Below are 20,802 nucleotides of genomic sequence, written 5' to 3'. Positions count from 1 at the left end.
ATTGGCTTCACTTACAGCGCCTGCACAATAGCGTATTGTGGCATAAAAACAGACTATTCGGGAGTTTCGCATGACCTTTGAGTGGTGGTTCGCTTATTTGCTGACGTCCATAATCTTAAGCCTTTCCCCCGGTTCCGGGGCCATTAATACCATGACCACCGCTATCAACCACGGCTATCGCGGCGCGGCGGCATCCATTGCCGGGCTGCAAACCGGGCTCGGTATTCACATCGTGCTGGTCGGCGTCGGGCTGGGTACGCTGTTCTCCCGCTCCGTGATGGCGTTTGAGGTGCTGAAATGGGCCGGTGCGGCGTATCTGATTTGGCTCGGCATTCAGCAGTGGCGCGCGGCAGGCGCAATCGATCTCAATGCCGTCGCGAAGACTCAGACGCGCGGGCATCTGTTTAAACGTGCAGTGTTTGTGAATCTGACCAACCCGAAAAGCATCGTGTTTCTGGCCGCCCTTTTCCCACAGTTTATCGTGCCGCATCAGCCCCAGGTGATGCAGTATGCGGTGCTTGGCGTGACGACTATCGTGGTTGATATCATCGTAATGATTGGCTACGCGACGCTGGCGACGAGGATTGCAGGCTGGATCAAAGGGCCTCGTCAGATGAAGGCCCTGAATAAAGTGTTCGGTTCGTTGTTTATGCTGGTTGGCGCGCTGTTAGCTTCGGCGCGCCATGCCTGATTAGCGAGAGATAATAAGATGGATACCGAACCCGGCAAACAGGGTACCGGCCACGCCGTCAATCCATTTAGCCATGCGCTGATAGCCGCGGCGCATGGCTGGCATTGCAAACAGGCTCGCCACCACGGTAAACCACGCAAAGGTTTCCACGATAATCAGCAGGAAAATACCCCAGCGCTCCGCGCCGCCGATGTCGTCTCCGACGAACAGGGAAAATACCGAGCCGAAATAGATAATCGCTTTTGGGTTGGCGAGGTTGGTCAGCAGCCCTTTCAGGAAACTCTTGCCGCCCTGCGCCAGCTCCACTTCCGGGGCTTCCGCAGGCGCTTCGCTTTTCTTCAGCGCACCGCGCAGCATCTGATAGCCCATCCAGCACAGGTACAGGCCACCGCCAACCATAATGATGTTATGCAGCCAGGCCATTTTTTCGAGGATAAGGTGTAAACCAAGCAGCGCCACGCCTGCCCAGACCATGACGCCTGCGGTAATGCCAAGCACGCCCATCATCGCCTCTTTACGGGAGCGGCTGACGGCGGTTTGCGACACAAAGAAAAAGTCCGGGCCCGGGCTCATCAGCGCAATCAGATGCACCATCGCCACGGTGAGAAAAAGCATCAGCATAGGAATAACTCGCGGGAGAATGATTCAGTGAGTGATTATCCTGACACCTTTTTGTTCGCTTGACTACTCTTCATCATCCCCGTCGACATGCGAGCGAATCAGCGCGAGAAACTCCTGCCCGAAGCGCTCCAGTTTACGCACGCCTACGCCGTTGACGCTGAGCATTTCGCCCGGGCTGGTCGGCATCTGTTCGGCCATCTCGATGAGCGTGGCGTCGTTAAACACCACGTAAGGCGGAATGTTTTCTTCGTCGGCGATGACTTTTCGCAGCTTGCGCAGTTTGGCAAACAGCTTACGGTCATAGTTGCCGCCGTAGGATTTCTGCGCCACGCGAGGCTTGAGCGCCAGCACGCGCGGCACGGCCAGCTGTAAAGGTGTTTCAGCGCGTAAAACAGGACGCGCGGCTTCGGTGAGCTGCAGCGCCGAATGCATCGCAATGTTCTGCGTCGCAAAGCCAAGGTGAATCAGTTGGCGGATCACGCTCACCCAGTGTTCGTGAGTTTTATCGCGCCCCATTCCGTAGACCTTGAGTTTGTCGTGGCCCATTTCACGGATACGCTGGTTATTCGCCCCGCGCAACACTTCCACCACGTAGCCCATCCCAAAACGCTGGTTGACGCGGCCAATCGTTGAAAGTGCTATTTGCGCGTCGTTCACGCCGTCATACTGCTTCGGCGGGTCAAGGCAGATATCGCAGTTGCCGCAAGGCTCATGACGCCCTTCACCGAAGTAGTTCAGCAGCACCAGACGGCGGCAGGTTTGCGCTTCAGCAAACGCGCCCATCGCATTGAGCTTATGTCGCTCAATGTCCTGCAACTGGCCGGCAGGCTTTTCTTCGAGACAGCGGCGCAGCCACGCCATATCGGCCGGATCGTAAAACAGCATCGCTTCAGCGGGCAGGCCATCACGCCCGGCGCGACCCGTTTCCTGGTAGTAGGATTCGATGTTGCGCGGAATGTCGAAGTGCACCACGAAGCGCACGTTTGGTTTGTTGATGCCCATGCCGAAGGCCACGGTTGCGACCACGATTTGCAGATCGTCGCGCTGGAAGCGCTCCTGCACGTCCGCGCGAAGGTTGCTCTCCAGCCCGGCGTGGTACGCGCCCGCGCTGATTCCACGGCTTTGCAAACGCGCAGCGGTGTCTTCCACCTTCGCGCGGCTGTTGCAGTAAATAATGCCGGACTTGCCGCGCTGCTCCTGAACGTAACGCATCAGCTGGTCGAGAGGCTTAAATTTCTCCATCAGCATGTAGCGGATGTTCGGGCGGTCAAAGCTGCTTATCTGAATCAGCGGATCGTTGAGGCCGAGCAGACGGACGATGTCACTGCGGGTGGTGTCGTCGGCGGTAGCGGTGAGCGCCATAAACGGCAGCGTCGGGAAGCGCTGGCGCAGCTGGCCAAGGGCGGCATATTCAGGGCGGAAATCGTGGCCCCACTGGGAGATACAGTGCGCCTCATCGACCGCCAGCATCACCGGGTTCCAGTGGCTGAGGTTGTCGAGGAAGTTATCGAGCATCAGGCGCTCAGGGGCGATATACAGCAGGCGGATTTTGCCGGTGCGACAGCCCGCCATCACCTCCTGCTGCTGTTCGCGAGTCTGAGTCGAGTTAAGACAGGCCGCCGCCACGCCGTTCGCAAGCAGCTGGTCGACCTGGTCTTTCATCAGAGAAATCAGCGGTGAGACGACCACCGTGAGGCCATCAAGCACCAGCGCGGGGATCTGATAGCACAGGGATTTCCCGCCGCCGGTCGGCATCACCACCAGACAATCGCGTCCTTCGAGCACCGTCTCGATGATGGTTTCCTGACCCGGGCGGAACTGCTGGTAGCCGAAGGTTTCCTGCAAAACCTGCTTTGCCAGCGTTACCTGATTGATCACTTCCGCCTGCGTCACGCTCACCCCTACCCTGAAATAAAAACAGGCGCTATTTTCAGCGCCTGAGAGTCAGAGTGCAACGATTAAAACAGATCGTTAAGCATTACGCCGACGCCAACGCGGGTCTGGTTGAAGTTGTAATCAATCAGAGATTCGCCGTAGCCGCTGTAGACCTGAGTATAAAGACGCATATGTTTGGTCACCGGATAGCTGATGCCAAGCTCAGCGCCGCCGTAGCCGGTATTCCAGTTATACTGCCCTTTGGCGCTCAGCACCGCATCGCCCAGCTGGTAGCCAATTTTCAGCTGGTAGTAGCCCATGTATTTGGTGATATCCGGGTTGTCGTCGGTGTCGCCAATCACAAACCACGGCTTCACTTCGACCATCATGTTGCCATTTTGCGCCATCAGGCGAGTGTACATGCGGTTCCAGCTGCGTGAAGTCGGGTCTGAGCGTCCGTTGGAGTCGTGGTTATAGCCGACCTCCACATCGCGTAACGTCCAGTCGCCAAGACGGTAGTCGGTCGCAAACCCGACGAACACCTGCGGCTCGTAGTTGGTTTCGCGGAAGGGGGAAGATTCCCCGGTGTTGGAAAGCTGCCACCAGGATTTTTGCGTGTAGGACGCACCAAAGACGGAGTTATCACCAAAGATCCCACGCCAGATGGGGAACGCCAGGCTGAGCTGATATTTCACCTCATCCTTACGCGCGTTGTCCGCCCAGTTATAGGTCTGGATCGCTTCTTTGTTGATGTCGCTGCTCCAGGTATAGAGCAGGTAGTTGGTGTCATATGGATAGAGCGTGAACGGGTTGTCGTGCTCCTGTAACAGGTTGGCGATGATGCTGCCGCGCACGGCGGGCGTATCATGCACGTCCTTGATTGTTGCTTCCTTCGCGTAAACGCTAAGCGGCAGCCCTGCCACCGCCAGTAACCAACCCAGCCTGGTTCGCATCACGATGTTCTCCTGAGAAATTTTTTTATTAAGATTTATGCTGGGCGTCATTCTACATACTTATCGGCATCTTGAGCGGTAATCGTTTCTGAAAGTAGCAATCAACATTTCATAGGCATAAAATCAACATTTCATTAACCAATGGACAGGTTGCTATGTCGAAAGAATTGACCGCCGAAGAAGCGCTAAAACTGGTCGGCGATATTTTTGTGTACCATATGCCCTTCAACCGCGCGCTGGGGCTCGAACTGGAGCGCTACGAAAAAGCCTTCGCCCAGCTCAGCTTTAACAATCAGCCGATGATGGTTGGCAACTGGGCCCAGAGTATTCTGCACGGTGGCGTGATCGCCTCCGCGCTGGACGTAGCCGCAGGCCTGGTCTGCGTGGGCAGCACGCTCACCCGCCACGAGACGATCAATGAAGATGAACTGCGCCAGCGCCTGTCGCGGATGGGCACCATCGATCTACGCGTCGACTACCTTCGCCCCGGTCGGGGAAACCGCTTTACGGCCACCGCCAGCCTGCTACGCGCGGGTAACAAAGTTGCGGTAGCGCGAGTCGAGTTACATAACGAAGAGCAGCTCTATATTGCCAGCGCAACCGCCACTTATATGGTGGGTTGAGGGCAGAAAATCGGGTAACATCGGTTTACTTTTTTGTAACGGATTTTCCCATGGATGCTAAACAGACGCGGCAGGGCGTGCTTCTCGCCCTGGCCGCTTATTTTATTTGGGGCGTGGCACCAGCGTACTTCAAGGTGATCCACTACGTGCCTGCCGATGAGATCCTGACCCACCGTATCATCTGGTCATTTTTCTTTATGATTGCGCTGATCTCCATCAGCCGTCAGTGGAGCGGGATCAAACGCCTCTGCCAGACGCCCAAAAAAATCCTGATGCTGGCCGTTTCCGCGGTGCTGATTGGCGGCAACTGGCTGCTGTTTATCTGGGCGGTAAACAATCAGCATATGCTGGAAGCGAGCCTGGGCTACTTTATTAACCCGCTGGTCAACGTCGTGCTGGGGATGATTTTCCTCGGCGAGCGCTTCCGCCGTATGCAGTGGCTGGCAGTGATCCTGGCAGCCTGCGGCGTGCTGGTGCAACTCTGGACGTTCGGCTCACTGCCGGTCATCGCGCTGGGCCTGGCCTTCAGCTTCGCATTCTACGGCCTGGCGCGTAAAAAAATCGCCGTCGATGCGCAGACCGGGATGCTGGTCGAAACGCTGTGGCTGCTGCCGGTGGCAGCGATTTACCTGTTCGGCATTGCCGACAGCGCCACCAGCCATATGGGGCAAAACCCGTGGTCGCTGAATCTGCTGCTGATGGCGGCAGGCGTGGTCACCACCATCCCGCTGCTGTGCTTTACCGGTGCGGCAACTCGCCTGCGGCTTTCCACGCTGGGCTTCTTCCAGTACATCGGCCCAACGCTGATGTTCCTGCTGGCGATCGTGTTCTACGGAGAAACCCCGGGCGCGGATAAAATGATCACTTTCGCCTTCATCTGGGTCGCTCTGGCCGTATTTGTGATGGATGCAATTTATACCCTGCGCCGCACGCCAAAAGGCTGACATCTCAGGCTTTGCCGGTTTCCGGCAAAGCTCTTCCGGTAAAATTCTTTGTGATTTCAACCGGCTTCTCACATCTTCAGGGCATGTGCTCTTAACGATATGAAAGCCGGATGCAGCTCCCCAATACTGATAAACGCGCCGCCTGGCTTGATGACGAACAGCGGCAGACCGTGCGACTCCTCGCCAGAGGCTGGCTGTGGCGCAGCGAACTGCCTACCTGGCTGCTGATGGGCGTGATTTACGGCGGCTGGTTTACGACGGTTACGTATCACGCCACGCTGGGGCTTTTTGCCTCGACCACGCTGCTTATCTTCTTCACCACCTGGTATATGTCTTTCCAGCACGAGCTGATTCACGGGCACCCAACGCGCTGGCCGCGCGTCAATCAGCTGTTTGGCCTTTTGCCGCTGGCAGTGTGGTATCCCTTTGGCCTCTATCGCGATTCTCATCTTGCCCACCATCGCAATCAGCTGTTAACCGTTCCGGGCGAAGATCCTGAAACTTATTACTTTTCTGCCGAACGCTGGCAGCGGTTCAGCGAGTGGCAGCAGCGTGTTATTCACCTGCGGAACACTTTTCCGGGCCGCCTGCTGTTGGCCCCGCTGCTGGATATTTTTGGCGTGCTGGCGGGCATGGCAACCTCCTTCCGGCAAGGGGAGCGACGCGCGATAGCGATGTGGCTGGTGCATTTCTCACTGCTGGGGCTGATGTGCGCCTGGCTGGCACAAAAGGAGTTTTCCGTTCTCTGGTATCTGCTGGCGGTCAGCTACCCGGCGCTGGCTGTGACCAAAGTGCGCTCGTTTCTGGAACACCGTGCAGCGGAAGATCCGCTGGCCCGATCGGCCATCACCGAAACCTCGCTGCTCTGGCGTCTGCTGTTTCTCAATCTGAACTATCATTCGGTACATCACGATTTGCCCGGCGTGCCGTGGTACGGCCTGCGTAAAGTGTGGCTGCGCGATAAAGCACGCTACGCCACGCGCAATCAGGGTTTCGTGGTAAAAGGCTATCGCGAATGGTGGCGCAATTATCGGTTCCGGCCAGTGGACGTCACCGTTCATCCGGCAAGCGGCGGGGGAGAACAGCATGAGCGCTAATATTGCCTTTCCGATGTACGACATTCAGCCTGCCGCCACCGATGCGCTGGCGAAAGCCGTTCAGCGCTATTTTCCCGGCGCACGCTTTCAGCGTCCGGCCGATCTGCTTTCACACTGGCGTGATGACGATTTACTGCTGAGTCAGACCTGCGGCTATCCGCTGGTCACGCTGCTGCCGGACGTTCAGGTCGTTGGGCAGTTTCACTACACGGCTCCGGGCTGTGAAGCGGGAAACTACCGCAGCACGCTGATGGCGAGGCGGGAAGATGCCGGGCAATCTCTGGCCGATTTTCGCGGGCGAATTGCTGCTGCAAACTCACCTGATTCACAGTCGGGCTATCATGCGCTGCGCAACAGCACCGGTCACGACGACGCGCATTTTCGCTCAATTGTCTGGAGCGGCAGCCATCGCCACTCGCTGGCTTTGCTGCAAAACGGCACTGCGGATCTTGCCGCTATCGACTGCGTCAGCCTGGCGCTTTTTGAACATTACATACCGCAGGCGCTTACTGGCCTGAAGGCGATCGGTGAAACGGCGTTAACGCCGGGCCTGCCGCTGATAACCTCAAAGCACACCTCGGCAGAAACGCTGGCAGCGCTGCGAGAAGTTTTAGGCAAGCTGGCAGGAGAGAAGGCGATCGCGGAACCGTTGCTTATCGGCGGCTTCAGCGCTGCAAGCCGCCGTGATTACGATATAATACTTAAAGCCAGTTCTTACGCTTGAAGTAGAGGTACGGGGCGAGGCCCGCGAGGATCATCACCACAATCGCCGCCGGGTAGCCGAAGCTGAAGTGCAGCTCGGGCATAAACTCAAAGTTCATCCCGTAGCTTGAAGCCACAAGCGTCGGCGGCAGGAACACCACCGAGACCACCGAGAAGATCTTGATGATGCGGTTCTGCTCAATGTTGATAAAGCCCATCGCCGCCTGCATCAGGAAGTTCACCTTCTGGAACAGGGATTCGTTGTGCGGCAGCAGAGATTCGATATCTCGCAGGATTTCACGCGCCTGCTCCAGCTGAACGGCCGGTAAACGCGCTTTGCGCACCAGGAAGTTCAGCGCTCGCTGGGTATCCATCAGACATAAACGCACCTTCCAGCCGATATCTTCCAGCTCCGCCAGGGTGGAGAGCGCTTCATCGTACTCATCGCCCTGATGGCCTTCCATGATCACCCGACTCAGCTTTTCCAGATCGCTGTAGATGTTTTCGATTTCATCCGCCAGCTGTTCGATTTTGGTTTCGAACAAATCGAGCAGCAGCTCAAACGCGTTGCCGTCCACCATCTCCTGGTTGCGGGAACGCATGCGATACAGGCGAAACGCGGGCAGTTCGCGCTCGCGCAGGGTGAACAGACGGCCTTCGCGAATGGTGAACGCCACGGTAGAGTTCCCCGCGTGATCGTCCGCATCTTCAAAGAAGAAGAAGGAGTGAATATGCAAACCGTCTTCGTCTTCAAAGAAACGAGCGGACGCTTCGATGTCTTCCAGTTCAGGGCGTGTTGCCAGGTTCTGACCGAGCTCTGTCTGTACGCGGTTACGTTCTTCATCGTCCGGCTCCACCAAATCGACCCACACCGAGGTGGCGAGGTGCTTGATGTCATCGGACTCAAGACGCGTTAAGCGATTGTTTTCCAGTTGAAATGCGCTCAGCATGACCGGGACTCCCAATGCAAAAAATGATCGGACGGTACGTTGGGCACACAGAAACAATGGGGGTTTCAGACCATTAAGCCTGACTCAGTGCGACGGGAAAAACGCGTGTCGCTGACAACCTCTAAGGCCATCAGCGTTGGGTGATAGCCTTAGGAGTTGTTCCTGGATTGCAGGAAGTTGAGCCAGCATCTACTGGGTGTGTCCAAGGTATCAGTCCTCTTAGCGTAATCGTGGGCGCATGTTACGCCAGCCTAAATGAAGCGTCAACACGCAACGAAACGCCAGAGAGTTTTTCCTCCCCTCTGGCCAGTAAGATTAGCAGAACGTTGAAAATTTATGATGAATTTCTGAAAGTTACGCGTTTTCGAGACGGGCGTAGGCGGCAACCAGCCATTTGATCCCCTGCCCCTGAAACGCCACCTGCAAACGGCTGTGCTCACCGCTGCCTTCCAGATTGACGATAGTGCCTTCGCCAAATTTCGGGTGCCGTACGCGCTGGCCCAGCTTGTAGCCGGTGTCGTTTTCCGCCATCGGTGTGCCCATTCGCTGATGGCTCACCGTAGCGCGAAGGCGGACTTCCTCGACGCAGGCTTCCGGCAGCTCGCCGATAAAGCGTGACGGACGGTGATACACTTCTTTGCCGTAAAGGCGGCGGGTTTCTGCGTAGGTCAGCGTCAGCTTCTGCATCGCGCGCGTCACGCCGACGTAGGCCAGACGGCGCTCTTCTTCCAGGCGCCCGCCCTCATCCAGCGACATCTGGCTCGGGAACATGCCTTCTTCCATGCCAACGATAAACACCTGCGGGAACTCCAGCCCTTTCGCCGAGTGCAGCGTCATCAGCTGAACCGCGTCCTGCCAGGTGTCCGCCTGCCCTTCGCCCGCTTCCAGCGCCGCGTGGGACAGGAACGCCTGCAGAGGCATCAGGTCTTCTTCTTCATCGTTGTAGCTGAACTGGCGCGTCGCCGTCACCAGTTCCTCTAAGTTTTCAATACGGGTCTGGCCTTTTTCACCCTTCTCCTGCTCGTACATCATGAACAGGCCGGAATCTTTGATTACGCGGTCAGTCTGCACGTGCAGCGGCATATCCGCCGTTTCCTGGGAAAGCGCTTCGATAAGCTCCATAAAGCGCTGTAACGCGCTGGCTGCACGCCCGGCAAGCGCCTTGTCTTTCAGCAGCTCACGGCAGGCCTGCCACAGCGTCAGCTGGCGATCGCGCGAAGTCTGGCGCACCACGTCGAGCGTACGATCGCCAATACCGCGCGTTGGCGTGTTGACCACGCGCTCAAACGCGGCGTCGTCGTTGCGGTTGGCAATCAGGCGCAGGTAGGCGAGCGCATCCTTGATTTCCTGACGTTCGAAGAAGCGCATACCGCCGTAGATGCGATACGGCATGCTGACCTGCAGCAGTGCCTCTTCCAGCACGCGCGACTGGGCGTTGCTGCGGTAGAGAATGGCGCACTGTTCCAGCGCGCCGCCGTTGTCCTGCCAGGTTTTGATGCGGTTGACCACGAAGCGGGCTTCGTCGAGTTCGTTGAAAGCGCAGTAGAGTGAAATGGGCTCACCGTCAACGCCGTCAGTCCACAGCTTTTTGCCCAGTCGCCCGTTGTTGTTTTCAATCAGGGCGTTAGCAGCGCTAAGGATGTTGCTGGTTGAGCGGTAGTTCTGCTCAAGACGAATAGTTTCCGCACCGGGGAAATCATTGAGGAAGCGCTGGATGTTTTCCACCTGCGCGCCGCGCCAGCCGTAAATGGACTGATCGTCATCGCCGACGATCATCACCTTGCCGGTGTCGCCCGCCAGCATGCGGATCCAGGCGTACTGAATGTTGTTGGTATCCTGGAATTCGTCGACGAGAATATTGGTGAAGCGTTCGCGGTAGTGCTGAAGGATATGCGGCTTATTGAGCCACAGCTCGTGCGCGCGCAGCAACAGCTCGGCGAAATCTACCAGCCCTGCGCGATCGCACGCCTCCTGGTAAGCCTTATAAATACTCTGCCAGGTCTGTTCGACCGGATTGCCGAAGCTCTGAATATGATGCGGACGCAGGCCTTCATCTTTCTGGCCGTTGATGTACCACATTGCCTGCCGTGCGGGCCACTGCTTCTCATCAAGGTTCATCGCCTTCATCAGGCGCTTCAGCAAACGCAGCTGATCTTCGCTGTCGAGGATCTGGAAATCCTGCGGCAGGCTGGCATCCAGATGGTGCGCACGCAGCAGGCGGTGCGCCAGCCCGTGGAAGGTGCCCACCCACATGCCGCCCTGTGACGAGCCCATCAGCTGCGCGATACGGTGACGCATTTCCGCCGCTGCTTTGTTGGTAAACGTCACCGCCATGATCGAATACGGCGAGCAGTTCTCCACGCTCTGTAGCCAGGCGATACGGTGAACCAGCACGCGCGTCTTACCACTGCCCGCCCCTGCCAGCACCAGCAGGTTAGTGCGTTTAGCCGCCACGGCTTCGCGCTGTTTGTCATTAAGGCTGTCGAGCAGGTAAGAAACGTCCATTGGCACCGCCGGGTTGAAATAGGGTAAACAGCGGAACGCCCGGTGGCGCTTCGCTTACCGGGCCTACGCGATTGTAGGGCGGATAAGCTTGTGCGCCTCCGCCAAAACCCTGGAATTTTATACAGAACTGCTGGTGATTATATCAGCGTGGTGAGGGATGCCAACCGTGAAATTTCGATGTGCGGCAGAAGGCGGCTGTCGCGGATTTGCATCAGATCGCCGTCGAGCAAATTGATCCAGCAGGCCTGCATCCCGCAGCGAACAGCACCGGCGACGTCCGTTGTCAGGTCATCACCGACGTGTAAGATCTGCGACAGCGGCACATCCAGCCGCTCTGCCGCCAGATGGTACATATCGCTGAACGGCTTTGAGCGTCCATCCGGGCCCGCGCGCAGAACAAACTTAAAATAGTCGTTCAGGCCAAACAGTTCAGGCTGCGCGTTGCCGTTGGTGATCGCTACAAGCGGCCATTTTTCCGCGAGCTTCGCCAGCGCGTCGTGGGTTTCCTGCGGCACGTCAATGGCGCTGCGCCATTTGGCGAAGTTCGCCATCGCCGCGTTGGCGCCCACGTCAGCTTCGCTGGCCGAAAGCCCGGCGTTGAGCATCGCCTGCTCCACCGCCCGGCGACGCCATTCGGTCACGTCGTGGTAAATTTCTGGCTCCGCCTGGCGCAGCGCATTGCGCAGTTGCTGAAAATCGCTGTTCTCAATCTCGCTAAGGGCGGGATGGTAGCTACGCACGAATGCCAGCGACTCTTTCTCCGTGCGGCGAATCACCTGGCGGTTATCGTAGAGCGTGTCGTCAAGATCGAACGTCAGGGCAGCTATCTGGCCCAATGGACGGTAAAAACGCATTATTTCCCCCGTTTTGCGCGTGGATGCGCTTTGTCGTACACCGAGGCAAGGTGTTGAAAATCAAGATGGGTATAGATTTGGGTGGTCGACAGATTAGCGTGACCGAGCAGCTCCTGCACGCCGCGCAGATCGCCGCTGGATTCCAGCATGTGCGTGGCAAAGGAGTGGCGCAATTTGTGCGGATTCACGTGGCTGTTCAGCCCTTGCTTGATGCCCCACTCCGCGAAGCGCTTCTGCACGTTCCGCGCCGAGATGCGCTTGCCGAGCTTAGACAAAAACAGCGCCTCTTCTTCCGCGCCAAACAGCCCGCGTAAATCCAGCCAGTGCTCGATCCAGTGCACCGCATTGCGGCCAATTGGCAGGCGGCGCTCTTTGCTGCCCTTGCCCATCACCCACACTTCACCGGACTCCAGATCGAGATGCTTCAGATCCAGCCCAACCAGCTCCGATAAACGCAGGCCCGCGCCGTACATCACTTCCAGCATCGCGCGGTCGCGTACCGCCAGTGGGTCGTTGAGATCAATATCCAGCAGACGGTTCACGTCGTCGACGTCGATATTTTTCGGCAGATGGCGCGCGGCCTTCGGTGCAGAAACGGCTTTGGCCGGGTTTGCCGGGAGTTCGCCCTGGCTGACCAGCCAGTCAAAGAAGCTACGCAGGGCAGAAAGACGCAATGAGAGGCTGGCCGGGCTCAGGCCTTTACGGCGGCTGCGTACAGCGAAACTGCGAACGATAGCCACGTCGCATTGCTGCCAGCTCGTAACCCGCATCTCTTCGGCCAGTGCAATGATGGCATCAAGCTGGCGCTGATAGTTGAGTAAGGTGATCGGGCTGAGCTGGCGTTCGACGCCGAGATAGCGCAGGAAGCGCGTGGTCGGTTCCGTCAGCGCTGCGGGCGTCATACGCGCTCGACCCAGCGTTCCAGCAAACCGGGCAGTAGCAGAGAGATTTCCTGCAAGAGATGCGTGCCCTGGCCCGCCTGATAGTGGTGCGCGTCGCGGCTGCTGAACAGCACCACGCCAAGATCGCCGTCGCTGCCGAGCATCGACATGGCAACGGAGCCAATCGCCTTCGCTTCCGGCATCATCACCAGCAGTTCCGGGCCGTTCAGCGAGCCAAGGAAATGCCGCTCATGCCCGAGGCGCTGGATGCGAATCGGTTCGAACGCCTGGCGGGATAGCGCCAGCTGAGTAAATTTTGACGGAGCGCCAATGCGCCAGCGATCGGCGAACAACCGCACGGTGGCGCCCGCAAGGCCAAGCTCACGTGCCCAGCGGTGAAAACGGTTGAGCATATCATCGAGGCTTTCGGCCGCCGCCAGACGCGTTTGCAGCTCCAGCAGACGGTAGAACAGGCTTTCGTTGGCCGTCGCCTGCTCCACCAACAGCGTCATGTTTTCTTCCAGCGCGTTAATGTGATTTCGCGCGCGCGCCATGTGCCATTCAACCAGTGATACCGTGCCGCGCACCGGGTGTGGAACACGCATGTGCTCCACTACCGGGGCGTTACGAATGAAAAATTCAGGATGTTGCAGCAGATAGTCGACGACCGCGCGGTCATCCAGCGCGTTCAGCTCCGTCAGTTGCTCTTCCCCTGGCTGTTTCATAAATGTATAAATCCGTCGTAGACGTGTGCCGCCGGACCAGTCATATACAACGGTTGACCCGGTCCTTTCCAGGCGATATCAAGACGCCCGCCTGGCAATTCCACGCGTACCTCTTCGGCCAGCAAGTCTTGCAGAATCCCGACCGCCACCGCCGCACATGCGCCGCTGCCGCAAGCCTGGGTTTCCCCTGCGCCTCGTTCATAAACGCGCAAGCGGATGTGATTGCGGTTCACCACCTGCATAAACCCGATATTGGCACGCTCCGGAAAACGCTCATGGCTTTCCAGAACCGGTCCTAATGTTTCTACCGCAGCGGTATCGACATTATCGACCTGAATGACGCAGTGCGGGTTGCCCATAGAGACTACGCCGCACAATACTGTCTGCTCGGCAGCACGCATAATATAGGTCTTTTCCGCTTTGTTGGCGCGGAACGGCACCTGTGAAGGCTCAAAGTTGGGCTCGCCCATATTCACCCGCACCAGGTCGTCATCCGTTACGCTTAATACCATGCGCCCGTTGGCGGTACTGACGCGAATATCACGTTTATTGGTCAGGCCTTTGATACGCACAAAGCGTGCGAAGCAGCGTGCACCGTTGCCGCACTGGGACACTTCGCTGCCGTCGGCATTGAAGATGCGGTAATGAAAATCGAGGTCGGGATCGTACGGCGGCTCAACCACCAGCAGTTGATCAAAACCCACGCCCAGATGCCGATCGGCCAGACGGCGGATCAGATCCGGAGAAAAGAATACATTCTGCGTTACCGCATCGACGACCATGAAATCGTTGCCCAGGCCGTGCATTTTAGAGAACTGCATCATTGATTCCACCCACGCAGAAATAGGGCTCAGGGATCAGTAGTTCACCTGAGTCGGGCCACCGTTATCACCCCGATCGTTACGGGTCGGTTCGGTGCTCTGGGTACCAGGATTGACCGGTTGCGTCGGCGGCGCGGCCGTTTTATCGGCCGGCGGGAAATAGAGCGGCCCCTTCAGGCCACACCCTGAAAGGGTCGTTAACGCAGCCAAAAGGATCAGCGGTCGAAAGAGGTTGTTCATGCTTAGAGTGCCTGTGGTTGATGCTTTCTGCTTTCTATCATCGCAGGAGAAGACGTAAAAGCAAGCGTTTAGCACCGGACTGCAACGGGAATTGTTTCGCGTTATACTGCCGCCATCACCTGATAACGGAAAAGAACAATGAACGACAGTGAATTTCATCGCCTTGCAGACCAGCTGTGGATGACCATCGAAGAAAGCCTCGATAGCTGGGACGGCGACAGCGATATCGATTGTGAGATCAACGGCGGCGTGCTGACGCTAAGCTTTGAAAACGGCAGCAAAATCATTATTAACCGTCAGGAACCGCTGCATCAGGTGTGGCTTGCCACCCGGCAAGGTGGCTATCACTTTGATCTGAAAGATGACGAATGGATTTGCGATCGCAGCGGGGAGACATTCTGGGATTTGCTGGAGCAGGCGGCAACGGCGCAGGCCGGTGAAGACGTGAGTTTCAATTAAATCGGAATTGCCGGGCGGCACGTTGTTAGCCCGGCCTACGGCCATGATGCCAGACCCGGTAAGCGCAGCGCCACCGGGCATAATTTTTAAGAGAAATACTGCTGCAATAGCGGGGCCGCGGCATCCTGGTTGGCTGGCGCAACGGCAGCAATGGCCTGCGTACGGAACGGAATGACCTGAGCGCGGTTGTCCACTTTCACAATCTGATAGAACTGCGGCAGGTTGAAGTTGATAAAGCTTGAGCCGTAGGTAAAGCGGTCGTGCGACGAGGAGTAGAAACGACTCACATCGCGCACCAGCTCTTCTTTACTGCCTTCGCAGTGATGGTAAATCTCCGCCCGGTTGCTCTCATCCAGAATATAGATGTTAAAGCCGTTGTCATCGCTGGTGTCTTCAAAGAAGAACTGAATGATCCCTTCGCTGGCAAAACCATCCACCACCGGCGGCAGCTGCACTTGATTGGTTTCCACCTGTACCGACAAGCCGTGCAGTTTGTTATGGGAAATCGCGCCGTAAAACTCGATGGCATTTTCCAGCTTCTGCACTGAAACGTTGAGACGCTCGAAGAACAGTCCCCAGGTTTGTCCTGCCACGCGCAGCGCTTTGAAGCGCCCGGTTTCCTGACGCGTGCTGGAAAGACGCAGCTCAATACATTCTGAAACCAGCTGCTGCACGCGGGTACGAATCAGCCCACGCAGGTGCTGGCTATAGCAGAATACGTCAACGCTGTCCGGCGGTGCGGCATCCTGATGCATTTTGCCGAGTATCGTTTTCAGCGCCTCAATCATGGCCTGCTCGCCGTTGAAGTGCAGCGTACGTACCTCATTCCACGAGTTGCGGTACAGCAGATCGACGCTGCCCACGAGGCAGTTTTGCTCTTCACCGAAGCTGAAGACGTCAAGCTTACGGAAATCAAAATGCACGACCTGATTGCGGAACGCCGCCGTCGGGTCATATTCAAGATTAACGATGATCGCCAGATGGCGGATTTCGCACGGGCTGTAGAGCGCTTTTGGCGTCGGTGCCGGCAATCGCAGCGGGAAGTGATGCGACACGTCGGCCACCATTTCCTGAAGCTTAGCCAGGTCGGCCACGCCGTTGCCCTTAATAAACAGGCGGGTGCGGGAAGTCAGCAGGCCGTTGAACCAGGCCCACGCCACCAGCTTATTAAGATAACGGTTATATTCGAGCGGCTGATGGCTGACGATCGATTCCATGTTTGGTGCACGGTTGTAAAGGTACCAGCCTGTGCGGTTGGCACGGCCCGGCGGCACATGGATAAAGGTCAGGTTCGGCTCGGAGAGATCCGGAGAAATCTGCGGGTTCACCAGCGTGACTTTGCCCGGCAGCGCTTCGAATGCAGCGTACAGCTTACGGGTCAGCACGCCGATATCCTGCGGGCTGGCGGAGACGCTAAGGTTGTTGCGACGCGCGAAGCGGATCAGATTGCGATAGCTCTGCATCATCGCGTCGAGCAGTTCGTTGTGCGCATCGCGCACTTCGTCAATCTTCCAGTTGGCGCGGTTGTCGAGCATCGACAATCGCTCTTCGCTCCAGCCCCACTCTTTCACCAGTTGACCGATAACTTCACGACGCCAGCCCACGCAGGCGCGCTCGCGGCTCAATTTTTCGCACACTTTCAGGTAGAAACAGCGGCGCACCAGATCCAGACGCGTGGTGTCATCAATCGCCTGCAGATAAGTCGTGACGCGTTCCAGCATCATGCAGTACGGGTCAAGACCGAATGAGACGATCTCGCCGTCGTGCAGACGCTGCTTGATGTCTTTCGCCAGCAGGCGGCTGTTCGGGTACTCCCAGGAATAGGCTTCGAGCAGCAGAGTTTTCAGCACCGCTTTGTACGGTGAGTCGATGCTCTTATACAGCTGCCACAGGCTCGCGCCGAAGTACTCTTCCGCGGAGAGCGTGCTCAATCCGCCAAGGTCGAGCCATTCATTCGGCGTCAGTACGCCCTGGGCGTAAAGCTTCATCACGTACTCGTCGTAATGCTCCTCTTCTTCGCACGGCACCATATTCCACAGAATACGTTTGCCCGCGAGGCGCACGGCGGTACGGTAAAATTCATCGAGGAGTAAAATGTGCTGCGTTGAACCGCAGTCTTCACCGCCGAGGCTGCCGCTTTCGTTATGGCGGAAGCGGTTTTCGTCTATCAGGAAGAAACTGACTTCTACGCCGAGCGAGGCGGCCCAGCTCTCCAGCAGACTGCATTTGCGCTGTAGCAGCTGACGCTCTTCGTTATCCAGCCAGGCCTGATGACAGACCCAGATATCGAGATCGGAAGAACAGCTCTGGCCGACCGAAGAAGTACTGCCCATGGAGTAAACGCCGGTAATCGGCAGCTCGCCTTTGGCGGTGTCCTGACGCGGCATGCCGCGGTGCAGCTCCAGCTCATCAAGGTAGTGGCGTTGGGTTTCATCAGGCGTGTAGAGGCAAATGCCTTTGGGTACGTTACCGTCGAGGTAACCCGGCATCAGCGGATGATGGTAATGAAGCAATGTCGGCAGAAGACTATAGACCTGCTGGAAAGCCGGCCCCATGGCAGCAAGCGCGCGATCCACGCGCAGTTGATTGATGGCATCCAGTCTCTGTTTCAGTGTCTCAATATAGAGGTACAAGACGTATCGCCTGATGTTAAACCTGAGTATTGCGAAGGCGGTGCATGGCCTGGAATACGAAGGCTTTTAGAATTTCAACAAGAACCGCTACCGTCTGTCGCCATGATGGTGTTGGTGCGGGCTAACAAACGGTTTAAAACGTGATCAATTTAACACCTTGCCGTTTGACCGTAAAGAAAGTTGCGCTACTCATCAGTTTAGCACTGATTAACAGCTGTAAATTCTTTGACACGTCAAGCGACGCCCTCATTTCGCTTTTTCAGAAAAACTCGAAAACTAACATCCTTATAGCAACAATGTTAGGATGGCTGGCGGACGATAACGACGGTAACAAGCATGTTAGACAAAGTTTTAAGAATTGCCACACGCCAAAGTCCTCTTGCACTTTGGCAGGCACATTATGTGAAAGACAGGCTGATGGCGTGCCATCCAGGGCTCACGGTTGAACTGGTGCCGATGGTGACGCGCGGTGACGTGATCCTTGATACGCCCCTCGCGAAGGTGGGCGGTAAAGGGCTGTTTGTCAAAGAACTGGAACTTGCGTTGCTTGAAAACCGCGCCGATATTGCCGTCCACTCCATGAAGGATGTCCCGGTCGAATTCCCGCAGGGACTGGGCCTGACCACGATCTGCGAACGCGAAGATCCACGCGATGCGTTTGTCTCAAACCGCTTTGATTCTGTCGACGCCTTGCCGGCAGGCAGCGTGGTTGGCACGTCAAGTTTACGCCGACAGTGTCAGTTGGCCGCCCAACGTCCGGATCTGGTTATCCGCTCATTGCGAGGCAACGTCGGCACGCGGTTAAGCAAGCTCGATAATGGCGATTATGATGCGATTATTCTGGCAGTGGCCGGACTGAAACGACTGGGCCTGGAAGACAGAATTCGCCAGGCATTGTCGCCGGAACACTCTCTTCCAGCCGTCGGTCAGGGCGCGGTGGGTATTGAATGCCGTCTCGATGACGAAAACACCCGTACACTGCTTGTCCCACTGAACCATGCGGAAACCGCGGTGCGCGTTAGTGCCGAACGCGCGATGAATACTCGCCTGGAAGGAGGCTGTCAGGTACCGATTGGCAGCTATGCTGAATTAAGCCACGGTGAAATCTGGCTGCGTGCGCTGGTCGGTGCGCCCGATGGCTCGCGGATGGTTCGCGGTGAGCGCCGCGGCCCTGCCGATCGGGCAGAAGCCCTTGGCATTTCGCTCGCGGAAGAGCTGCTGAACAACGGCGCCCGCGAGATCCTCGCCGACGTGTATAACGGAGAAGCCCCTGAATGAGCATTCTGGTCACTCGCCCGTCTCCCCAGGGGGAAGAACTGGTCAGCCGCCTGCGCGCGCTGGGGCGAGAGGCCTGGAGTTTCCCGTTAATAGAATTTACCCCCGGCCGCGAGCTGGCAAAGCTTTCCGGGCATCTTGCGGCTTTAGGCGATGGCGATTTGCTGTTTGCCCTTTCGCAGCATGCGGTCGAATTCGCCCATGCACATCTGCAACAACAGGGGAAAGGCTGGCCGCCTGCGCCGGGTTATTTTGCTATTGGGCGAACCACCGCCCTCGCGCTGCATAAAGTCAGTGGCATCGACGTTCGCTATCCGCGCGATCGGGAAATCAGCGAAGTCTTGCTACAATTACCGGAATTACAAAACGTTGCCGACAAGAAAGCGCTGATTATGCGCGGCAACGGCGGGCGAGAACTGCTTGGCGAGACGCTGCAAAAACGAGGCGCCTCCGTAACGTTTTGTGAATGTTACCAACGCAACCCACGTCACTATGACGGGGCAGAAGAAGCCATGCGCTGGCAATCACGCGGTGTAAACCGACTGGTGGTCACCAGCGGGGAAATGCTGCAACAGCTCTGGTCGCTGATTCCCCAATGGTATCGGGAGCGCTGGTTGTTACTCTGCGAGGTGCTTGTGGTGAGCGAGCGTCTGGCACAACAGGCCCAGGAGTTGGGCTGGCGGAATATCAGGGTGGCCGATAGCGCCGACAACGACGCGCTGCTGCGTGCTTTACAATAACTCTCAACATTGGAAGCCATAATGACGGAACAGAAAGAGAACGCCGCCGTGGTTGAAGAGACCAGGGAGGCCGTGGAAACGACGCCACAGCCAGAAAATGCTGAAAAGAAGACCGCCGGAAAGAAAAACGGCAGCAGTAAAGCCCCGCTGGTGCTAAGCGTGGTGGCTATCGCCATTGCCCTGACTGCAGGCACGGGTCTGTATAACCTGGTCAAAAAGCAAAACACCAGCCAGACGTCCACCAACGACACGCTGGTGACTCAGGTCACCGCCCTGCAGAAAGCGCAGGAGTCCCAGAAAGCCGAGCTGGAAGACGTGATCAAGCAGCAGGCAGACCAGCTGACGGCCGCAAAACAGCAGCAGGACGCGACGGCAAAACAGCTTGATGAGCTACAGCAGAAAGTTGCCACTATTTCCGGCAGCGACGCTAAAACCTGGCAGCTGGCACAGGCTGATTTCCTCGTTAAGCTGGCAGGTCGTAAGCTGTGGAGCGATCAGGACGTCACCACCGCCGCTGCGTTGCTGAAAAGCGCCGACGCAAGCCTTGCGGACATGAACGACCCGAGCCTGATTAACGCCCGCCGCGCGATCACCGAAGACATCGCCAGCCTCTCCGGCGTGGCGCAGGTCGATTACGATGGCATCATTTTAAAGGTCAATCAGCTGTCGAATCAGATTGATAACCTGCGTCTGGCGGACAACACCGACGACGATTCCCCAATGGATTCTGACAGCGGTGAGCTTTCCAGCTCGCTCGGCGAGTGGCGCGTCAACCTGCAAAAAAGCTGGCAGAACTTTATGGACAGCTTTATCACCATTCGTCGTCGTGACGAAACGGCGGTTCCGCTGTTAGCCCCGAATCAGGACGTTTATCTGCGCGAAAACATTCGCTCACGCCTGCTGGTCGCCGCGCAGGCGGTACCACGTCATCAGGAGCAGACCTACAAACAGGCGCTGGATAACGTCTCCACCTGGGTTCGCGCGTACTACGATACCGATGACGCCACCACTAAAGCCTTCCTCGATGAGCTGGATGCGCTAAGTCAGCAGAGCATCAATATGGACGTGCCGGAAACGCTGCAAAGTCAGGCGATTCTGGAAAAGCTGATGCAGACTCGCGTGCGTAATTTGCTGGCTCAGCCTTCGGTCGCACCAGGCACAACGCCTCAGGCTGAAGCCGCGCCTGCCGCCGCCGCACCGCAGGGAGAATAAG

At 57.2% G+C, this 20,802-nt stretch carries 21 protein-coding genes; 9 read left to right on the top strand and 12 right to left on the bottom strand.

The window, feature by feature from the left end; genetic code table 11:
- Positions 1–70 precede the first annotated feature (70 nt).
- Positions 71–691, top strand: coding sequence for a homoserine/homoserine lactone efflux protein (gene rhtB, locus RTU33_RS16545; RefSeq protein WP_312628799.1), 621 nt, complete (start codon positions 71–73; stop codon positions 689–691).
- Here the strand turns inward: rhtB and rhtC are convergent, their stop codons facing one another.
- From rhtC to pldA, 3 genes are all read right to left on the bottom strand, one after another.
- Positions 692–1,312, bottom strand: a complete 621-nt coding sequence (rhtC, locus tag RTU33_RS16540) for a threonine export protein RhtC (RefSeq protein ID WP_312628797.1) — start codon at positions 1,310–1,312, stop codon at positions 692–694.
- A 63-nt stretch (positions 1,313–1,375) separates the two neighbouring features.
- On the bottom strand, positions 1,376–3,205 hold the full coding sequence (recQ, locus tag RTU33_RS16535; RefSeq protein WP_312628844.1) for an ATP-dependent DNA helicase RecQ: 1,830 nt from the start codon (positions 3,203–3,205) through the stop codon (positions 1,376–1,378).
- A 65-nt stretch (positions 3,206–3,270) separates the two neighbouring features.
- A complete protein-coding gene (pldA, locus tag RTU33_RS16530) occupies positions 3,271–4,140 on the bottom strand; it encodes a phospholipase A (protein WP_312628843.1) in 870 nt (289 codons plus the stop codon).
- A 155-nt stretch (positions 4,141–4,295) separates the two neighbouring features.
- Between pldA and yigI the strand changes: the two genes are divergently transcribed.
- The 4 genes from yigI to RTU33_RS16510 all read left to right on the top strand — a co-directional run bounded on the left by yigI (position 4,296) and on the right by RTU33_RS16510 (position 7,528).
- Entirely contained in the window at positions 4,296–4,763 is a 468-nt protein-coding gene (yigI, locus tag RTU33_RS16525) for an acyl-CoA thioesterase YigI (protein WP_312628796.1), read from the top strand.
- Between the two features lie 50 nt (positions 4,764–4,813).
- On the top strand, positions 4,814–5,707 hold the full coding sequence (rarD, locus tag RTU33_RS16520; RefSeq protein WP_312628795.1) for an EamA family transporter RarD: 894 nt from the start codon (positions 4,814–4,816) through the stop codon (positions 5,705–5,707).
- 110 nt (positions 5,708–5,817) lie between these two features.
- Positions 5,818–6,804, top strand: coding sequence for a fatty acid desaturase (locus tag RTU33_RS16515; protein ID WP_312628794.1), 987 nt, complete (start codon positions 5,818–5,820; stop codon positions 6,802–6,804).
- The gene (locus tag RTU33_RS16510) at positions 6,794–7,528 is read left to right on the top strand and encodes a PhnD/SsuA/transferrin family substrate-binding protein (protein ID WP_312628792.1); all 735 of its coding nucleotides are present in this window, start codon (positions 6,794–6,796) and stop codon (positions 7,526–7,528) included. Before RTU33_RS16515 ends, RTU33_RS16510 begins: the two co-directional genes overlap by 11 nt.
- Here the strand turns inward: RTU33_RS16510 and corA are convergent.
- From corA to lptM, 8 genes are all read right to left on the bottom strand, one after another.
- The gene (gene corA, locus RTU33_RS16505) at positions 7,506–8,456 is read right to left on the bottom strand and encodes a magnesium/cobalt transporter CorA (RefSeq protein ID WP_312628790.1); all 951 of its coding nucleotides are present in this window, start codon (positions 8,454–8,456) and stop codon (positions 7,506–7,508) included. The genes RTU33_RS16510 and corA overlap by 23 nt on opposite strands.
- Before the next feature lie 149 nt (positions 8,457–8,605).
- Positions 8,606–8,662 carry a YsgD/CorL family protein gene (gene ysgD, locus RTU33_RS21885; RefSeq protein ID WP_366509402.1) on the bottom strand — a complete coding sequence of 19 codons (57 nt, stop codon included), beginning with the start codon at positions 8,660–8,662 and terminating at the stop codon, positions 8,606–8,608.
- A 148-nt stretch (positions 8,663–8,810) separates the two neighbouring features.
- Entirely contained in the window at positions 8,811–10,961 is a 2,151-nt protein-coding gene (gene uvrD, locus RTU33_RS16500; protein WP_312628788.1) for a DNA helicase II, read from the bottom strand.
- 137 nt (positions 10,962–11,098) lie between these two features.
- Positions 11,099–11,815, bottom strand: coding sequence for a 5-amino-6-(5-phospho-D-ribitylamino)uracil phosphatase YigB (gene yigB / locus RTU33_RS16495; RefSeq protein ID WP_312628786.1), 717 nt, complete (start codon positions 11,813–11,815; stop codon positions 11,099–11,101).
- Positions 11,815–12,717 carry a tyrosine recombinase XerC gene (xerC, locus tag RTU33_RS16490; RefSeq protein ID WP_312628784.1) on the bottom strand — a complete coding sequence of 301 codons (903 nt, stop codon included), beginning with the start codon at positions 12,715–12,717 and terminating at the stop codon, positions 11,815–11,817. Before xerC ends, yigB begins: the two co-directional genes overlap by 1 nt.
- A complete protein-coding gene (locus RTU33_RS16485) occupies positions 12,714–13,421 on the bottom strand; it encodes a DUF484 domain-containing protein (protein ID WP_312628783.1) in 708 nt (235 codons plus the stop codon). Before RTU33_RS16485 ends, xerC begins: the two co-directional genes overlap by 4 nt.
- Positions 13,418–14,242 (bottom strand): diaminopimelate epimerase, encoded by an 825-nt coding sequence (dapF, locus tag RTU33_RS16480; protein ID WP_312628842.1) that lies wholly within the window; start codon positions 14,240–14,242, stop codon positions 13,418–13,420. The genes RTU33_RS16485 and dapF overlap by 4 nt, the downstream gene beginning before the upstream one ends.
- 36 nt (positions 14,243–14,278) lie before the next feature.
- On the bottom strand, positions 14,279–14,482 hold the full coding sequence (gene lptM, locus RTU33_RS16475) for an LPS translocon maturation chaperone LptM (protein ID WP_312628782.1): 204 nt from the start codon (positions 14,480–14,482) through the stop codon (positions 14,279–14,281).
- Positions 14,483–14,620: 138 nt separating this feature from the next.
- On the opposite strand from lptM, the gene cyaY reads away from it, so the two are divergent.
- The gene (gene cyaY, locus RTU33_RS16470; RefSeq protein WP_312628780.1) at positions 14,621–14,941 is read left to right on the top strand and encodes an iron donor protein CyaY; all 321 of its coding nucleotides are present in this window, start codon (positions 14,621–14,623) and stop codon (positions 14,939–14,941) included.
- An 86-nt stretch (positions 14,942–15,027) separates the two neighbouring features.
- Here cyaY and cyaA read toward each other — a convergent pair whose 3' ends face one another.
- A complete protein-coding gene (gene cyaA / locus RTU33_RS16465) occupies positions 15,028–17,574 on the bottom strand; it encodes a class I adenylate cyclase (protein WP_312628779.1) in 2,547 nt (848 codons plus the stop codon).
- 336 nt (positions 17,575–17,910) lie between these two features.
- Between cyaA and hemC the strand changes: the two genes are divergently transcribed.
- The 3 genes from hemC to hemX are packed head-to-tail and all read left to right on the top strand — an operon-like array spanning position 17,911 to position 20,801.
- On the top strand, positions 17,911–18,852 hold the full coding sequence (gene hemC, locus RTU33_RS16460) for a hydroxymethylbilane synthase (RefSeq protein ID WP_312628778.1): 942 nt from the start codon (positions 17,911–17,913) through the stop codon (positions 18,850–18,852).
- On the top strand, positions 18,849–19,589 hold the full coding sequence (hemD, locus tag RTU33_RS16455) for a uroporphyrinogen-III synthase (RefSeq protein ID WP_312628776.1): 741 nt from the start codon (positions 18,849–18,851) through the stop codon (positions 19,587–19,589). Before hemC ends, hemD begins: the two co-directional genes overlap by 4 nt.
- Before the next feature lie 21 nt (positions 19,590–19,610).
- Positions 19,611–20,801 (top strand): uroporphyrinogen-III C-methyltransferase, encoded by a 1,191-nt coding sequence (hemX, locus tag RTU33_RS16450; RefSeq protein WP_312628775.1) that lies wholly within the window; start codon positions 19,611–19,613, stop codon positions 20,799–20,801.
- Position 20,802: the final 1 nt, after the last annotated feature.

Origin of the sequence: Scandinavium sp. (assembly GCF_032012665.1) — a bacterium.
Taxonomy (GTDB): domain Bacteria; phylum Pseudomonadota; class Gammaproteobacteria; order Enterobacterales; family Enterobacteriaceae; genus Scandinavium.
Note: the sequence above shows the minus strand (reverse complement) of the source record. Positions and strands in the feature narration are given on the sequence as shown.

Excerpts from the sequence above, each read along its gene's own strand:
- cyaY (WP_312628780.1), top strand. The coding sequence starts at position 14,621 with ATGAACGACAGTGAATTTCATCGCCTTGCAGACCAGCTGTGGATGACC.
- RTU33_RS16515 (WP_312628794.1), top strand. The coding sequence starts at position 5,818 with ATGCAGCTCCCCAATACTGATAAACGCGCCGCCTGGCTTGATGACGAA.
- rarD (WP_312628795.1), top strand. The coding sequence starts at position 4,814 with ATGGATGCTAAACAGACGCGGCAGGGCGTGCTTCTCGCCCTGGCCGCT.
- rhtB (WP_312628799.1), top strand. The coding sequence starts at position 71 with ATGACCTTTGAGTGGTGGTTCGCTTATTTGCTGACGTCCATAATCTTA.
- RTU33_RS16510 (WP_312628792.1), top strand. The coding sequence starts at position 6,794 with ATGAGCGCTAATATTGCCTTTCCGATGTACGACATTCAGCCTGCCGCC.
- corA (WP_312628790.1), bottom strand. The coding sequence starts at position 8,456 with ATGCTGAGCGCATTTCAACTGGAAAACAATCGCTTAACGCGTCTTGAG.
- dapF (WP_312628842.1), bottom strand. The coding sequence starts at position 14,242 with ATGCAGTTCTCTAAAATGCACGGCCTGGGCAACGATTTCATGGTCGTC.
- hemX (WP_312628775.1), top strand. The coding sequence starts at position 19,611 with ATGACGGAACAGAAAGAGAACGCCGCCGTGGTTGAAGAGACCAGGGAG.
- uvrD (WP_312628788.1), bottom strand. The coding sequence starts at position 10,961 with ATGGACGTTTCTTACCTGCTCGACAGCCTTAATGACAAACAGCGCGAA.
- yigI (WP_312628796.1), top strand. The coding sequence starts at position 4,296 with ATGTCGAAAGAATTGACCGCCGAAGAAGCGCTAAAACTGGTCGGCGAT.
- lptM (WP_312628782.1), bottom strand. The coding sequence starts at position 14,482 with ATGAACAACCTCTTTCGACCGCTGATCCTTTTGGCTGCGTTAACGACC.
- hemC (WP_312628778.1), top strand. The coding sequence starts at position 17,911 with ATGTTAGACAAAGTTTTAAGAATTGCCACACGCCAAAGTCCTCTTGCA.
- pldA (WP_312628843.1), bottom strand. The coding sequence starts at position 4,140 with ATGCGAACCAGGCTGGGTTGGTTACTGGCGGTGGCAGGGCTGCCGCTT.
- rhtC (WP_312628797.1), bottom strand. The coding sequence starts at position 1,312 with ATGCTGATGCTTTTTCTCACCGTGGCGATGGTGCATCTGATTGCGCTG.
- xerC (WP_312628784.1), bottom strand. The coding sequence starts at position 12,717 with ATGACGCCCGCAGCGCTGACGGAACCGACCACGCGCTTCCTGCGCTAT.
- yigB (WP_312628786.1), bottom strand. The coding sequence starts at position 11,815 with ATGCGTTTTTACCGTCCATTGGGCCAGATAGCTGCCCTGACGTTCGAT.
- RTU33_RS16485 (WP_312628783.1), bottom strand. The coding sequence starts at position 13,421 with ATGAAACAGCCAGGGGAAGAGCAACTGACGGAGCTGAACGCGCTGGAT.
- hemD (WP_312628776.1), top strand. The coding sequence starts at position 18,849 with ATGAGCATTCTGGTCACTCGCCCGTCTCCCCAGGGGGAAGAACTGGTC.